Raw genomic sequence first — 16,241 nt, forward strand, 5'->3', positions numbered from 1 at the left:
CGCCGTCTTGATACGGCAAAAAACCGCAAGGGAACAAGGATTTTGTCCGATAATCTTGTTATCACGTCAGTTTATCGGGTTAGCCCGGGCTTCCAGAGAACATCATCCTTGCCGCCATTATTGGCGTGGCGGGCGAGAACAAACATGTGGTCTGACAGCCGGTTGATATAACGCACGGCCTCGGGATTGATCGTCTCGATCCCGGCCAGTTCGACAATCAGCCGTTCGGCCCGGCGCGAAACGGTGCGCGCGACATGCAGCTGTGCCGAAAGCGCACTGCCACCGGGCAGGACAAAGGATTTTAGCGGATCAAGGGCTTCGTTGATCTGATCAATCTCGGCCTCAAGCCGTTCGGTTTGCTTGGCGGTAATGCGAAGGGCGGGCCGTTCGGGGTTATCGTCGCTGCCATCGCCGGGTGTGCACAGATCAGCACCCAGATCGAAAAGATCATTCTGGATTCGGGCGAGCATCTCATCGACGTCGCCATCTGCGTGCAGGCGGGCGACACCAATCACGGCATTGGTTTCATCAACGGTGCCATAGGCCTCTACGCGCACATCATTTTTGGCAACGCGCGTGCCATTGCCAAGGGCGGTTTTGCCCTTGTCACCGGATTTTGTATAGATACGAGTCAGTTGAACCATTTGCCGTCCGTAATCTTGGTGTGTGTGTTCAAGGCGTATGCCTGGCTTAGGAACCGACCGCCATCAGCGACAGGATGAAAAGCAGCAACAGGGCGAGGCCCTGCAAAAGGACGCGCATTTGCATCAGTTTGTTTTGTTTGCGCGCATCCTTGCCACGTGCCATCGAAACGATGCCCATGATCAGGACCCCGGCGACTGCTGCCATCGCAAGCAAAACACCAATCTGTAAAAAACCAGCCATTCCTGTTTCTTCCCTGTTTCTGCCTGCTGACTTATACCGCGCCCGGCGGCGACATGCTGCGCCAAACGGACGCAACAGGCAACCAGACGATGGCAATTTTGGCAATTAGTCGATGGTTTCGTTTGCCGCAAAGCTGCGACGGTCGATTTTGAATTTCTTGATACGCGAGGCCAGCGTGGTTGGTTTGATATCGAGAAGGGCGGCCGCACCATTTTCCCCAAACACCTTGCCCTTGGTCATGGTCAGCGCGTGGATGATGTTGTCATATTCGGTCTGGCGCAGCTCACCCCGGGTTAGAACGGTTTTTTCCGGTTTGCTGTCAGGCTCTGTCGCCGGGGCTGCTAATTTGCGGCTGTCGCGCCCGCCCTGTTCGGGCAGGTCAAAATGCAGCTTGCCGTCATGGGCGAGGATCGCGGCGCGTTCGATGACGTTTTCCAGTTCGCGCGCATTTCCTGGCCAGCCATAGTTTTGCAGGGTTCGGACTTGGCCCTTGGTCAGGGTGGGCTGCGCGATATTCAGGCGCTGACAGATATTGCGCAGGAAGTGTGATGCCAGTGGTGGAATATCGTCGGGCCGTTCGCGCAAGGGGCGGCATTCAATCGGGAAAACGTTGAGGCGGAAATACAGGTCTTCGCGGAAACGTCCCTGACGGACTTCTTCCTTAAGATCGCGGTTGGTGGCGGCAATCAGGCGGACATTGACTTCGCGCGTGCGTTCTTCGCCAATGCGTTCGAATTTTTGATCCTGCAAAACACGCAGCAACTTGCCCTGAAGTTCCAGCGGGATTTCCCCGACTTCATCCAAAAACAGCGTGCCACCATCGGCCAGTTCAAACCGCCCGACACGATCACGCACAGCACCGGTAAAGGCGCCGCGGACATGGCCGAAGAACTCGCTTTCAAACAGTTCATGCGGGATTGCGGCACAGTTCACACGCACCAGAACGCGATCAGATCGCGCGCTCGCCTGATGAATGGCGCGTGCAATCAGTTCCTTGCCCGTGCCGGATTCACCGGTGATCAGAACGTTGGCATCGGTCGGGGCGACCAGGTCGATCTGTTTGAGTGCGCCCTGAATGGCGTCGGACTGGCCGATGATTTCGTGATGGTTGTTGGTTGAGAGGATTTCTTCCTGCAGATAGGCGTTTTCAAGCTCCAGCCGTTCACGCAGCCGGTCGACTTCGGCAAGGGCGGCGTGCAGCTTTTCCTCGGCAATTTTGCGTTCGGTGATGTCACGAAAAACAATCACCGCGCCGATCACCAGCCCATGGTCGCGGATCGGGGTGGAGGTATATTCCACCCGGATCGGTTTGCCGTCGCTGCGCCAGAAGACCTCGTCATCAACCCGCCTGACAATGCCTTCGCGAAAGGCGTTGTAAATCGGGCATTGTTCGGCGTGGTAAGGATCGCCATTGACGTGGGAATGGTGAATGATCGAATGGATTTCGCGGCCGACCAGTTCCTCGGCTGTCCAGCCCAACATGCGTTCGGCCGCCGGATTGACGAATGTCGTGATGCCGTCGCTGTTAACCCCGTAAATGCCCTCGCCAGCGGCACCCAGGATCAGCTGGTTTTCACGCTCGATCTCGCGGAAAAACCGTTCGGCACGGCGCCATTCGGCGATGCCTTCGCGCAGGTAATCATCGGCCTCCGAGTCCACATCGCGACGATGGCGGGCATCGAGATCGGAAATCGTCACGGTCAGATAGTCTTCGCCGTCCAGAATGAGCGGCCGCGCTTCGTGTTCAAGTTTCAGTTCCGTGCCGTCCGGACGGGTCAGGTCGAGCCCGCGGGTCCAGGCAAATCCGTGATAAAAGGCCGCCTCGCTAAACACGACCAGACTGGGCACCTGACCTTTGTGCAGCGCACTCATCGAGGTTACCAGAAGCTCTTCAATGCTGCGCCCCAACAAGTTCGCAGCGGCCTGATTGGCAAAGACAATCCGGTCCGTTTTGGGGTGAATCAGCAAGGTTGGATGGGTGTGGGCGAGCAATGCCTGCAAGTGCAGGTTTTCAATCATCACCGGTAGGGGATTGATTTCACTGATCCTCATCACACACTCCTACGAAATATCGTAACATTTGCTACGACATTTCGTGAATTACGATTTTTCGTATGTGGTTAGCGTCTCACTCAAAGGCGCAAGAGTCCAGCGTTTTCAACGAAAAATGACGCATCGCACAAAATGGCACGCCCGTTGCTGTAGGGACTGTGAACATCTGGTGCTGCCTTTCTGGCGGCGTAACAACACAGGGGGTGATCACATGTCAGTCAAAAGTCTGGGCAATCCATTTAGTGGCGATACCGATCTGCGTCACAGCAAATCATGCGGCTGTGATGTCTGTTCGTCAAAAGATGGGCATACACATGCATCACATAAAGACCATGACCATGGCGTAAAACACGATTTGGCCAGCATGCCGGCCCATAGTGATATGGGCGATATGGACGCCAAAACGCCGGAAAGCAGCGAAGAAATGCTTGATCGTGCCATCGACAGCGCAATTGTGCGTTCGGTGTTTGGTCATAACGACATTTCGCGTCGTTCGTTTGCCAAGATGGTCGGTGGCAGCACCATGATGGCAGCCCTTGCCTCGGTCCTGCCAATCGACAAGCTCAAGGCCGCCATCCTTGATGATCTGGGTACGCCGGAAAAATCCAAACTGAATATCGGCTTTGTGCCGATCACCTGCGCAACGCCGATCATCATGGCCCAGCCGATGGGCTTTTATGAGAAATACGGCCTTGATGTTGATGTCATCAAGACAGCCGGTTGGGCGGTTGCCCGCGACAAGTCATTAAATAATGAATATGACGCGTCGCACATGCTGACCCCGATGCCGCTGGCGATTTCGATGGGGGCCGGGTCAACCGCAACGCCATTCCTGATGCCGGCCGTTGAAAACATCAATGGTCAGGCGATTGTCCTGCATAACGATCACCTTGATAAACGTGATCCCAAGCAGTGGAAGGGCTTCAAGTTCGGTGTGCCGTTCGAATATTCGATGCACAACTTCCTGCTGCGCTATTACGTCGCCGAGCATGGCCTGGACCCGGATAAAGATATCCAGATCCGTGTCGTTCCGCCGCCCGAGATGGTTGCAAACCTGCGTGCCGGTAACCTTGATGGTTATCTGTCACCCGATCCGTTTAACCAGCGCGCGGTTTGGGAAAAGATCGGCTTCCTGCACACGCTGACCAAGGATATCTGGGAAGGCCATCCGTGCTGTGCGTTTGCATGTTCCAAGGCGTTTTCCGAAGAACTGCCGAATACCTATGGCGCGCTTTTGAAATCCATCGTCGATGCGACCCAGTACGCCGCCAAGGCGGAAAACCGCAAGGAAATCTCGGCCGCCATCGCACCGGCGAACTATCTGAACCAGCCGGTTCCGGTGATTGAGCAGGTCCTGACCGGCCGTTACGCCGATGGTCTGGGCGAGGTCAAAAACGTGCCGGATCGCATCGATTTCGATCCGTTCCCATGGCACTCGATGGGTGTCTGGATCCTGACCCAGATGAAGCGCTGGGGCTATATCGAGGGCGATGTCGATTACAAGAAGATCGCCGAAGAAGTCTATGTCGCGAGCGATTGCGCCAAGATCATGAAAGAGCTTGGCTATGAAGCGCCGACCGAGACTTACAAAAGCTATACCATCATGGGCAAGACGTTCGATCCAGATCAGCCTGAAGCCTATGTCAACAGCTTTGCCATCGGCAAAGGGGTAAGCTGATATGCTGGCATCGCTCAATGCCAGGGCGTTGGTGTTGTCACTTGTACTTCTGGCGGTCTTCCTTGGTCTTTGGGAGGCCGCCAGCCCAAAACAACAACTCGCTGGCGAACTTACGGAATATGAACTTCTGATGGGCGGTGCAGAGCCCAAGGCCGCTGTGCCGCCCCCCTCGGACGTGATCGCCAAGGCATGGGAGGAGCTCAGCAACCCGTTCTATGACGCCGGTCCCAACGACAAGGGCATCGGTATCCAGATCGGCTATTCGCTTTATCGCGTGTTGAGCGGTTATTTCCTTGCGGCGGCAATTGCCATTCCGGTCGGGTTCCTGATCGGGATGTCGCCCCTGATGTACAAGGCGCTTGATCCGTTTATTCAGGTCCTTCGCCCGATTTCCCCACTGGCATGGATGCCACTTGCGCTGTTTGTCATTCAGGACAGTCAGGCATCGGCGATCTTTGTGATCTTTATCTGTTCGATCTGGCCGATGTTGATCAACACAGCCTTTGGTGTGGCGGGCGTTCGCAAGGACTGGGTCAATGTGGCGCGCACCCATGAACTGGGCCCGCTCAAAACCGCCTGGATTGTCATTCTTCCGGCTGCGGCCCCAACCATCCTGACCGGCATGCGGATTTCAATCGGCATTGCGTGGCTTGTGATTGTGGCGGCCGAGATGCTCGTGGGTGGGACCGGGATTGGCTACTACGTCTGGAACGAGTGGAACAACCTTGATCTGACCAGCGTGGTGTTCTCGATCCTGATGATCGGTGTTGTCGGCATGTTGCTTGATACCGCGTTTGCCTACTGCGCACGTCTTGTGCAGTACCAGGAATAAGGAGACCTGATATGTCGAAACCATTCCTGAGTTTGCAGAACCTGACCAAACGTTTTCAGGCGCCCAAGGGCGGTGAAGCCCTGACGGTGTTTGAAAACGTCAATCTGGGGATTGAGAAGGGGGAGTTTGTTTGCATCATCGGCCATTCCGGCTGTGGCAAATCGACGATCCTGAACATTCTGGCTGGTCTTGATGAACCGACCGAAGGGGCGGTCATCATGAATGGCAAGGAAGTGTCGGGTCCCAGCCTTGATCGCGGGATCGTGTTTCAGAACTATTCCCTGCTGCCATGGTTGTCCGCGCTTAAGAACGTCACCTTTGCCGTTCAGGCGCGCTATAAATCCTGGAGCAAGAAACAGGTTCACGACCATTCTATGAAGTATCTGGAAATGGTCGGGCTGGCTGGCGGGGCGGAGCTTCGCAAGCCATCGCAATTGTCGGGCGGCATGCGTCAGCGTGTGTCGATCGCACGTGCCTTTGCGATCCAGCCGGAATTGTTGCTTTTGGATGAGCCGTTCGGGGCCCTTGATGCCCTGACACGTGGCAGCATTCAGGATGAATTGATCCGCATCTGGTCAGGGTCGGACCAGACCGTCTTTATGATCACCCATGATGTGGATGAAGCCATCCTGTTGGCGGATCGCATTTTGCTGATGACCAACGGGCCCTATGCCCGTGTCGCAGAATCGGTTCAGGTCGATATCCCGCGCCCGCGCGAACGGGCCAACATCATTCACCATTCCGACTATTACGACATCCGAAACCACTTGGTCGAATTCCTTGCCACCCGCTCCAAGGCGCTTGCCGGTAAGCAGGAGGAAGGCACACCAAGCGAGCCATCCATCGTGCGCTTTGGCGCACATGGGGTGGTTTCAGACCCCAAAGACAACCGCAAACCGGCCACCAGCCCGGTGGAATAAATCACCTGCACGCTGATTACTTAGAAGGAGAAAAGCTGTGAAAAAAGCAGATGTCAAAGAAATGATCATCGAAGCCAAAAAGGCCAAAGGCCTTGGCTGGGAAGAAGTTGCCAGCAAGATCGGCATGTCGCCGGTATGGACGACTTCGGTCTGTTTTGGCATGAATTCCGCGCCAAAGGACAAAGCCGACATGCTAGTCGCCCTGTTTGACCTGCCGCCTGAAGCATCGGCTGTCATGCAGGAATGCCCGATGAAAATCTGGGATCAGGCGGTGCCGACCGATCCTGCGATCTATCGCCTTTATGAAATCGTTGGTGTTTACGGCGAGACCATCAAGGAAATCATCCACGAGAAATTCGGCGACGGCATCATGAGCGCGATCGACTACGAAATGTATATCGAGCGCAAGGAAGACCCGAAGGGCGACCGCGTTGTCATTACCCTTGATGGCAAATTCCTGAAATACCGCGCCTGGTAAATCAAGCCAATCGGTGGTTCGCAGTCACCTGGTACGAGCAGTCGCAGAAGACGAAACCGGTCTGTTTCACGCAGGCCGGTTTTGTTTTTCAGGCGCGCGCATTGGCAGAGATAACGTGCGGGAAACAATAAGTTGCCAGATTGCCGGTGGCACATTTCGAAGGATCATCTAAATGTTATGGTCAACGCTATAACGATTTCAAAAGGGCTTTATCATGGCTGATCTGTCGAGCTTCGAGATTACCAAACGCTGGCCTGCGACCAATCCGGACGTTATCCAGCTTTATTCCCTGCCGACGCCCAACGGGGTGAAGGTTTCGATCATGCTGGAAGAAACCGGTCTGGACTATGAGCCGCATCTGATCAATATCGGCGAAGATGAAACCTGGACGCCGGAATTCCTGTCGCTGAACCCGAATGGCAAAATCCCGGCAATCATTGATCCGCATGGACCAAATGGCAAACCGCTTGGTCTGTTTGAATCGGGTGCGATCATTCAGTATCTGGCGGAAAAAACCGGCAAGTTGCTGCCTGTCGACCCGGCCAAACGGATCGAGGCGATCCAGTGGGTGTATTTCCAGATGGGCGGGCTTGGCCCGATGTTTGGGCAGCTTGGCTTCTTCCACAAATTTGCCGGCAAGGAGATCGAGGACAAGCGACCGCTGGATCGGTATCGCAAGGAATCAAAGCGGCTGCTGGGTGTGCTTGAAACCCGCCTTGATGGCCGTGACTGGATCATGGGCGATGAATACAGTATTGCCGACATTGCGTCGCTTGGCTGGGTGCGCAACCTGATCGGTTTCTATGACGCGGGTAGTCTTGTTGATTATCACGAGTTCAAAAACGTTCCGGCGTGGCTGGAACGTGGCCTTGATCGCCCGGCCGTTCAGCGCGGACTAAACATCCCGGCCCGCGATTAATCGCCGTTGATTTTGACCGGATGGAGACAAATGCTTTTCATCCGGTCAGGCTGGCCTTAATTAGGGGATGATCTATTGTCCCACGAAGTTAAGAGACCAATTCATGACCAGCCGCATCAAGGACGCCGCCCTTGCCCAACAGATCACTGACGAGACCCTTGCCTGGCGCGAGGTGATTTGTCCGGTGACGGCGAAATACGGAAACTATGTCGCCAAGCGTGATCTGCGCGACAAAACCATCGTCAGTTTCCAGCACGTTCTTGAAGATACCATTCCCACATTGCTGCCGTTTGTGAAGGCCGGTGCCAAGGTCAAGGTTGGCGCGTGTAACCCTGACAGCACCGATGATGCGGCCGCCGCTTACCTTGCCGCCAATGGGGTGGAGGTCCATGCCTTTTCCGGCATGACGCCAGATGAATATGCCCAAAGCATCGATATCCTGTCGTCCGAGCCCGCAGACATCATTGCCGATATGGGCGGGGAGCTGATTGAGGCGTTTGTCAAAAAGGGCCATAAGGTCGACGGCGCGCTTGAAGCGACCACAACCGGTGTACATCGGGTTGAGAAGCTTGATTATTCCTTCCCGGTGTTTAACTGGAACGATATCGCGATCAAGGACCGTCTGCATAACCGCCACCATGTGGCACAGGAAATGTGGCCGGTCTTTTCGAATGTCACGGGTCTTGCACTTTATGGGCGCACGGTTCTTGTGATCGGGTTTGGCCCGGTCGGGCGCGGCGTGGCTGAACGCGCGCGCAATCTGGGGGCGGTGGTGTCGGTCGCCGAACGCGATCCGGTTCGCGCCCTTGAGGCGCAGCATCATGGCTGCCGGGTTGTCAGCCTTGAAGATGGCCTGAAAGAAAACGCGATCATTGTGACCGCCACCGGCCTCTCGGGCATTCTGGGTGCCGCGCAGATCAAGCAATGCCGTCGCGGCGCGATCCTGGTCAATGTCGGGCATTCCAATACCGAGATTGATGTCAAATGGCTTGATACCCAGACGCGCACGAAAATGCGTCGCCATATCGAACGGTTCGAGCTCGATAACAGCCGTGAGGTGTATCTCCTTAACCGGGGCAGCCTACTTAACCTTGCACCCGGCATGGGGGGATCGGGCAAGGATCTGTTTGATCCGTTTTCGGCCATTCTGATCCGCGGGATCGACTGGCTGGCATCGGGCGGGGCGACCTCGTTCAAGCCGGGCTTTTATCCCTATCCGGAAGATGTCGAACGCGAAATTGCCCAAGCGATCCTGCAATCGCACAGCTGATCTATTTCGCTGAACTGACGAATCGCAACGAACCAGCCGGTGCGGTCTGCTAATCTTAATGGGTTGATGTCGGGGCGCGCGCAAATATTTGCGCTTAATCGCCCACGGCATAGCTCATTAGGGGATGGAGGCCGGTCATGAGAACGATTTCAAAGGTCTTTGTTGGCTTTGTTCTGGTAATGACCGGCATCTGGCTGGTTTCAAACCCCGATCTTTTTGCAGCATCCAGTTTCATCAGCCTTCGCCATTTCATGGTCCAGTATTCGGGCTTCCTTGCGATTAGCATGATGAGCCTGATCTTGTTGTTATCTGTTCGGCCTGTGTGGCTGACGCGACGGTTGGGCGGGCTTGATAAGGCATATCGCCTGCACAAGTGGCTTGGCATTGCTGTGCTTGTCGTAGCGACCCTGCACTGGGCCTGGCGGATGGCGCCGAAATGGGGTGTTGCGCTTGGCCTTCTGGAGCGGGGGCGGCGTGGGTCAAGGCCGGGGGGGGCCGGATGGGGCGGGCCTGCATTGGGCGCAATCGCTGTTTAATGAGCAGCGCGGGCTGGCGGAAACCATTGGGGAGTGGGCGTTCTATATTGCCGTTGCCTTGATCCTGATCGCGTTGATCAAACGCATCCCGTATCGCTGGTTTGCCAAAACGCATACCGTTCTGGCCGTGATCTATCTTGTGCTGGTTTATCACAGCATCGTCTTGCTTGATTTCACCAATTGGGCAACACCGGTCGGCTATGTTTTGGCGGCGATATTGCTGGTGGGCACGGTGTCATCCATCATTGTTCTGTTTGGCCAAATCGGGGCAGGGCGCCGATCCACCGGCGAGGTGATCGAGGTTGATTATCTTCCGGAAATGAAATCGCTTCAGATCGCGATCAGATCGGATGGCGGGTGGAAAGGCCACCTTGCCGGGCAGTTCGCCTTTGTCCGGTTTGGCAATAGCAACGAAGCGCATCCGTTTACCATTGCATCTGCCTGGCGCGACGGGGTTCCGGGACTGACCATTATCGCCAAGAAACTCGGCGACTATACCAGCACGCTTTACGAAACATTGAAGCCGGGCGACCGGGTGGCGCTTGAGGGGCCTTATGGCACCTTTGTACTGGATCGGGAAAAACGCCATCAAATCTGGATTTCCGGGGGTATTGGACTGACGCCGTTTGTTGCCTGGCTTGAGGATCTGGTGGCCAATCCGGCAAAGCTTGAGATCGATTTTTATCAGGTGGCCCCGCATTGCGATCCTGAACTGATGGCGCGGATCAACGACCTGGCCGGGCGTGCCGGTGTTCGCTTGCACGAATGGCGCGATGCGCGTGACGGTTTCCTGACCGGCGAGAAAGTCCGTTCTGATGTGGCCCATTGGCAAGAAGCCCAAGTCTGGTTCTGTGGGCCGCGCCAATTTGGCGAAGATGTCAAAAACGATCTGGTCGCAGCCGGATTGCCCCGCAATGCCTTCCATCAGGAGCTGTTTGATTTCAGATAGGAAAACCAGAGTTTGGCGCTGAATAGAGTGCGGGCGGTCCGTGATGGAACCGCCCGCTTTTCGTTTGCTCGTTATCCTGATTGGTTTGGCAATGCCTAGGATTTGTAACCGATTCGAAGGTTGCCCCACTGTTCGCCATTGACCATGATCGGTACGTCGCATTCCTTCATGAAGACGACGGTGTTGCCCATGTCACGGAAATAGGTCTGCAGCAGGTGGGGCTTGGTGTTGCGCCCGGCCATAAGACCAGCACGGTCATCAAAGATGCGCCGGTTGCGGCAGTTGCCCATATTCCAGGCGGGTTCGCCCGGTCTTTGCGGTTGGCTGTAGACCTTGTTGTGGGTCGGCAGATAGCCGTTGGTATCCACCCCGGCGGCAAAGACGATATGTTCGTCCTTTGCAAGAATGGCTTCTTGCAGCGGGGTGAAGTTGCGGTCGGTAAAGGGCACATACGGCGTCATGAACTGCTTGGGATCGGTGCCGTCAATCGGCTCGTAGCGGGTGTTGAACAGATCATCATGGGTGAATTCGTGACTGCGCAAACCGCCTTCAAGAACCTTGCCCAACTCGCCGGCCAATTGCTTGCCGAGATCGGCAATCTTGGCGTCATGTTCGTGGGTTTTCTTGAGCAGTCCCAAAATGACCTTGGTTGCTTCGTCGTCGATTTCGGTGAACTGAATGTGGGTGCCGAGTGTCGAGTACGCTTTGACCGTCCCCTTAAGCCGGGTGCCGTCGGTCATCGTGATCGTGATTGCTTTGTTGCGGTCATCTTCGCTGGCATCAATACGTGCAAGCAGGCCGGCAAGCGACATGTCCGCGGTCACACCCTGGCGCACATCACCGTTGCCAAAGTCGACCTTGATATCAACCGCAATCGGAACCCGTTCTTCGTGACGCCGGTTGGTGTTGTCTGCACTGCGCAGAACCATGCGGAAGCGCGTTTCCATCTCGTTGATATCATTGCGGATATTCGAAGAGAGAATGCGAAGGTTTTCCGCCGTCTGGCTGGCATTGTGCGATTTGTGGCTGGCCAGTTCGATGTCGCCGGAAATGCCCTGCATGTGGGTGGAAACTTCCTGCGCACTTGTCGAGATTTCGGCGATCGCCGCTGTTTGTTGTTCGACCGATGCCGAGATATCGCTTGAAAGCTGGCTGACTTCGTCAATCGCGCCACCGATACCCTCAATCGCGGTAACCGCCTCGGATGTGGCGCCCTGAATGGCGGTAATCTGGGCGTTGATATCAAGGATGGCTTTTTCGGTCTGGGTCGCGAGGTTCTTGACCTCGTTGGCGACGACGGCAAAACCCTTGCCGGCGTCGCCGGCGCGCGCGGCCTCGATCGTGGCATTGAGTGCCAGCATCTTGGTCTGATCGGAAATGCGTTTGACGATATCAACAACCTTGCCGATTTCGGTCGCGGTTTCCGACAGGCTGCCCATGGTGGTGGATGTTTCCTGGGCGCGGGTGACGGCCTGACTGGCAATGTCATTGGTTTTGTGGATGCGTTCGGCAATTTCGTGGCTGGATGCCTGCAGTTCCTCGGTCGCGGATGCCACGGTTGCGACATTGCTGCTGGCGACTTCGGTGGTGGCAGTGATGCGTTCGACCAGTTGGGAAAGCTCGCTGGCATCACTTTCCATGGCCTGCGCCACGTCATTGGTGCGCCCGGCCTGGAAGCCGACCTCGGAAATGATATTGTCGGTTTCGCGTTCGATGATTTCCGACATCGACTGGATTTCAGAGGCGGAACGCTGGTTGGCCAAAACGGTCTGGCGCGCCGATATCAGGCTGCCCATATCCGCCATCAGCAGGCATCGCGCCGCATCCGCCGCGGCAGTGCCGCCCTTGGACCGCGCGGCAAGCGTTGCGCAAAGTGCCGAAACCTTGTGGTAGGCCAGTACAATGCGATCGGGGGCCAGTCCGATGACCGCATTGGCCAGAACGTGCTGATTAAAGCATTGGTTGAATGCATCAGAGCTGTTTGCATTGATCAGTGTTGCAAAACGACGGGACAGTTCGGCAACATGATGTTGCGGATCACTTGGCGCAGCACTGCTTTGGCCGGTCCCCAACAGTTCGGTGACCAGATTTTCTGCAAGCTGTTCTCCATGTTGCGCAAACAAATCCGTGGCGGCATTTATACGCGCATAGATTGTACTTTCTGGCATTGCAGAGCTGTGATTCATTTGCCATTCTCTCCCTTATTCCCGGCGGACCTTTTGGCCCGATTTTTTCACAGACTTTTAGTAGTCTGTGTGTGCTTTTGGGGAGTGTATCACTACTGGTAAGTCCAAAATATATCATACTTTAGGTTGATATGGAAAAAGGCCCGCCAGTGTTGGCGGGCCAAGTTTGCCCTCGTTGTTCACAGGGGCCACGGTTCAGATGAGAATTTTATCAGTATTTCAGAATGTTATGTCATTCACCGGGTCAGAATGCCGCGCGTGACCACCTGTGCCTGAATTTCGGCAGCCCCTTCGAAAATGTTCAGAATGCGCGCATCACACAGCACACGGCTGATCTGATATTCGAGCGCATAGCCGTTGCCGCCGTGAATCTGCAGGGCGTTGTCGGCATTCGACCATGCGACGCGTGCGCCCAGAAGCTTGGCCATGCCGGCCTCGATATCGCAGCGGATATCCTGATCCTTTTCAAAGGCCGAGAAATAGGTCAGTTGGCGGGCGATCATGGTTTCAACCACCATCCATGCGACTTTGCCGTAAACGCGCGGGAAGGCGTAAAGCGGTTTGGAAAACTGGATGCGATCCTTGGCATAGCGCATGCCGATCTCAAGCGCGTTCTGGGCGACGCCGACAGCACGGGCTGCGGTCTGAATACGGGCCGACTCAAAGGTCGCCATCAGCTGCTTGAAGCCCTGACCTTCTTCGCCGCCCAAAAGGTTCTCGGTCGGGACTTCGAACCCGTCAAAGGAAAGCTCGTATTCCTTCATGCCGCGATAACCAAGCACCTCAATCTCGCCCCCTGACATGCCATCGGCCGGGAACGGGTTTTCATCGGTGCCGCGTGGCTTTTCGGCCAACAGCATCGACAGGCCGCGATAACCGGATTCGTCGGGGTTGGTGCGGGTCAGAAGGGTCATCAGATCAGACCGCGCGGCATGGGTGATCCATGTCTTGTTGCCAGTGACCTTGTAGGTATCGCCATCCTTGACCGCACGCGTGCGCAGGTGGGCGAGATCCGATCCATTGTTGGGTTCGGTAAACACGGCGGTCGGCAGGATTTCACCCGATGCCAGTTTGGGCAGGTAATGTTCCTTTTGCGCGTCTGTCCCCCCAAGGCGGATCAGTTCGGCGGCAATTTCGGAACGTGTCCCAAGCGACCCAACACCGATATAACCACGCGACAGTTCCTCGGTGACAACGCACATCGCGGTTTTGCCCATGCCAAGGCCGCCGAATTCTTCGGGGATGGTCAGGCCGAACACACCGAGTTCAGACATTTCATTGACGATTTCAATCGGGATCAGCTCGTCACGTTCGTGCCAGCCATGGGCATGCGGCGACACCTTTTCCTCAACAAAGCGGCGGAATTGATCGCGCACCATATCAAGGGTTTCGTCTTCAAGACCGGTTTCGCCAAAGCGACCGGTATCAAGGCTGTCTTCGATTTCAGCGGCAATCGCCCGGCGCGCAGCATCGGAATTGCCACCACGTGCAAGGGTCGCGACCGATGGGTCGGCAGCAAGGGATGCAATCAGGTCATCAGAAACGCCAAGGGTCGAAAGACGGATGATCTCGCCCTGTGACATCGGAATGCCACCGATAATCTGCGCGAGATATTCCCCAAACGCCGATTGCAGGATCAGTTGTTCGAGATTGCCGAACTTGCCCTGATCCTTAAGGCGATTTGCCCATGCCTTCATCTGGCCAAGGGCGGTGACATAGGTGGTGAACCAGGCAAAGCCATGTGCAGCAAACTGGTTGTCATCAAAGGCATCGGCATTAACCCGGCCATCGACCGTTACAGCAGTCCGCAGCGCATATTCGGCCGCGTCATAAACCGGGCTGAGTGCTGCAAGGGCGTCATCGCACAAACGTTCGAGGTCAGGCAAAAGGGCGTTGTTCGTCATTCTTCGGGTCCTCGGATCAGGTCCTCGTCGTGCAATCCTGTGGGGCGATTGCGCGGATCAGTTATGAGTGCATCAAAGCATCAAGGGTGGTGGCACCCCATGCGCAGATCGGGCGAGAATGCGCGCGGGGTGCCAGCTATCAGTCGAAGATTAATGTGGGACTAGCCTTCGACTGCTTCTTCAAGGGTGCGCATGCCCGGGCGCTTTGCCTGCACCAGAACGGCCATGTTGCCGGGTTTGTGTTCGTTGCGCATCATCTTCATGTGAGCGCGCGGAATGTCTTCCCAGCTGAACACTTCAGACATGCTCGGATCCAGACGGCGTTCGATCACGAGCTTGTTGGCCTGTGCCGCCTGTTTCAGGTTGGCGAAGTGGCTGCCCTGAATACGTTTCTGGCGCATCCAGACAAAGCGCGCATCAAAGGTTAGGTTAAAGCCGGTGGTGCCGGCACAGAACACAACCATGCCGCCGCGTTTTACAACGTTGCACGATACCGGGAAGGTCTGTTCGCCGGGATGTTCAAAGACGATGTCGACGTCATTGCCCTTGCCGGTGATGTCCCAGATCGCCTTGCCGAATTTGCGGACTTCTTTCATATAGTCGCCAAATTCCGGGCCGTTGACGGTGGGAAGCTGCCCCCAGCAATTGAAATCCTTGCGGTTGATCACGGCCTTGGCACCCAGTCCCAGAACAAAGTCACGCTTTGTCTCATCGGAAATGACGCCAATTGCGTTGGCCCCGGCCGTTGTAATCAGCTGGATCGCCATCGAGCCCAAACCACCCGATGCCCCCCAGACCAGCACATTGTGCCCCGGACGCAGGATGTGCGGACGATGGCCAAACAGCATGCGATAGGCGGTGGCAAGGGTCAGCGTGTAGCACGCACTTTCTTCCCAGGTCAGATGTTTGGGGCGCGGCATCAATTGCTGTGCCTGAACACAGGTGAACTGGGCGAAGGATCCGTCCGGTGTTTCATAACCCCAGATACGCTGGGTCGGGGACAGCATCGGATCGCCGCCGTTACATTCTTCGTCGTCGCCGTCATCCTGGTTGCAGTGAATGACCACTTCGTCGCCGACTTTCCAGCGGGTGACTTTCGATCCAACCGCCCAGACGATGCCCGATGCATCCGATCCGGCAATATGGAACGGGCAATCATGGACGTTGAAGACCGAGATCGGTTTGCCAAGGGATGCCCAGACACCATTATAGTTCACCCCGGCCGCCATCACGAGAACAAGCACTTCATGGCTGTCGGGTTGGGTCACCGGCAGAACTTCGCACTGCATGGCCGTATCGGGTTCGCCATGGCGTTCTTCGCGAATCGCCCATGCATACATATTCTTTGGCACATGGCCCAATGGCGGGATTTCGCCAATTTCATAAAGATCTTTTTCTTCCTGACCGCCACGGAAAGGCAGCACTTCAGCAGACGTATTCATGGCCTTCACTCCTTGTTCGGGGTCGATCCGGTTTGCAGGGTAATTAAATTACCAATGCTGCGTTGCGGCCGACGGATCCTCCAAGCCACGGAATTTATTTTATTTTCCCCGGGCATCTCCCGGTTTCCTGCGGAATTTCAGCAAGGATAACCTGGGCGATATTTGTTTTCGCTTTTATCGCGTTGCACAA

Annotated in this window: 14 protein-coding genes; 8 read left to right on the top strand and 6 right to left on the bottom strand. The window is 55.8% G+C overall.

The genetic code is table 11. The features are described 5' to 3' along the window. Positions 1–71: 71 nt before the first annotated feature. The 3 genes from AUQ41_RS11420 to AUQ41_RS11430 all read right to left on the bottom strand — a co-directional run bounded on the left by AUQ41_RS11420 (position 72) and on the right by AUQ41_RS11430 (position 2,937). Complete coding sequence (locus tag AUQ41_RS11420) at positions 72–644, bottom strand: cob(I)yrinic acid a,c-diamide adenosyltransferase (RefSeq protein WP_063088544.1); 573 nt, start codon at positions 642–644, stop codon at positions 72–74. 46 nt (positions 645–690) lie between these two features. Then, entirely contained in the window at positions 691–885 is a 195-nt protein-coding gene (locus AUQ41_RS11425) for a twin transmembrane helix small protein (RefSeq protein WP_008889168.1), read from the bottom strand. Positions 886–990: 105 nt separating this feature from the next. Further along, complete coding sequence (locus AUQ41_RS11430; protein WP_063088545.1) at positions 991–2,937, bottom strand: sigma 54-interacting transcriptional regulator; 1,947 nt, start codon at positions 2,935–2,937, stop codon at positions 991–993. A 211-nt stretch (positions 2,938–3,148) separates the two neighbouring features. Between AUQ41_RS11430 and AUQ41_RS11435 the strand changes: the two genes are divergently transcribed. The 8 genes from AUQ41_RS11435 (at position 3,149) to AUQ41_RS11470 (ending at position 10,519) form a co-directional block, all read left to right on the top strand. After that, positions 3,149–4,615, top strand: a complete 1,467-nt coding sequence (locus AUQ41_RS11435) for a CmpA/NrtA family ABC transporter substrate-binding protein (RefSeq protein ID WP_063088546.1) — start codon at positions 3,149–3,151, stop codon at positions 4,613–4,615. Position 4,616: 1 nt separating this feature from the next. Continuing rightward, positions 4,617–5,447 (top strand): nitrate ABC transporter permease, encoded by an 831-nt coding sequence (gene ntrB, locus AUQ41_RS11440; protein ID WP_008889171.1) that lies wholly within the window; start codon positions 4,617–4,619, stop codon positions 5,445–5,447. 11 nt (positions 5,448–5,458) lie between these two features. After that, entirely contained in the window at positions 5,459–6,367 is a 909-nt protein-coding gene (locus tag AUQ41_RS11445) for an ABC transporter ATP-binding protein (protein WP_063088547.1), read from the top strand. A 37-nt stretch (positions 6,368–6,404) separates the two neighbouring features. Further along, on the top strand, positions 6,405–6,845 hold the full coding sequence (gene cynS / locus AUQ41_RS11450) for a cyanase (RefSeq protein WP_008889173.1): 441 nt from the start codon (positions 6,405–6,407) through the stop codon (positions 6,843–6,845). Positions 6,846–7,059: 214 nt separating this feature from the next. Then, positions 7,060–7,764: a glutathione S-transferase N-terminal domain-containing protein gene (locus tag AUQ41_RS11455; RefSeq protein WP_063088548.1), complete on the top strand. Its 705-nt coding sequence runs from the start codon at positions 7,060–7,062 to the stop codon at positions 7,762–7,764. Positions 7,765–7,867: 103 nt separating this feature from the next. Continuing rightward, positions 7,868–9,034 (top strand): adenosylhomocysteinase, encoded by a 1,167-nt coding sequence (locus tag AUQ41_RS11460; protein ID WP_063088549.1) that lies wholly within the window; start codon positions 7,868–7,870, stop codon positions 9,032–9,034. Between the two features lie 137 nt (positions 9,035–9,171). Continuing rightward, complete coding sequence (locus AUQ41_RS21200) at positions 9,172–9,570, top strand: ferric reductase-like transmembrane domain-containing protein (protein ID WP_063088550.1); 399 nt, start codon at positions 9,172–9,174, stop codon at positions 9,568–9,570. Continuing rightward, on the top strand, positions 9,509–10,519 hold the full coding sequence (locus AUQ41_RS11470; protein WP_063088551.1) for a ferredoxin reductase family protein: 1,011 nt from the start codon (positions 9,509–9,511) through the stop codon (positions 10,517–10,519). Before AUQ41_RS21200 ends, AUQ41_RS11470 begins: the two co-directional genes overlap by 62 nt. Before the next feature lie 95 nt (positions 10,520–10,614). Here the strand turns inward: AUQ41_RS11470 and AUQ41_RS11475 are convergent, their stop codons facing one another. From AUQ41_RS11475 to ccrA, 3 genes are all read right to left on the bottom strand, one after another. After that, a complete protein-coding gene (locus AUQ41_RS11475) occupies positions 10,615–12,705 on the bottom strand; it encodes a methyl-accepting chemotaxis protein (protein ID WP_063088552.1) in 2,091 nt (696 codons plus the stop codon). A gap of 236 nt (positions 12,706–12,941) precedes the next feature. Beyond that, on the bottom strand, positions 12,942–14,609 hold the full coding sequence (locus tag AUQ41_RS11480) for an acyl-CoA dehydrogenase family protein (protein WP_063088553.1): 1,668 nt from the start codon (positions 14,607–14,609) through the stop codon (positions 12,942–12,944). Between the two features lie 161 nt (positions 14,610–14,770). Continuing rightward, positions 14,771–16,051, bottom strand: a complete 1,281-nt coding sequence (ccrA, locus tag AUQ41_RS11485) for a crotonyl-CoA carboxylase/reductase (RefSeq protein WP_063088554.1) — start codon at positions 16,049–16,051, stop codon at positions 14,771–14,773. Between the last annotated feature and the right edge of the window lie 190 nt (positions 16,052–16,241).

The organism is Thalassospira sp. MCCC 1A02898 (assembly GCF_001618185.1).
GTDB classification, from domain to species: domain Bacteria; phylum Pseudomonadota; class Alphaproteobacteria; order Rhodospirillales; family Thalassospiraceae; genus Thalassospira; species Thalassospira tepidiphila.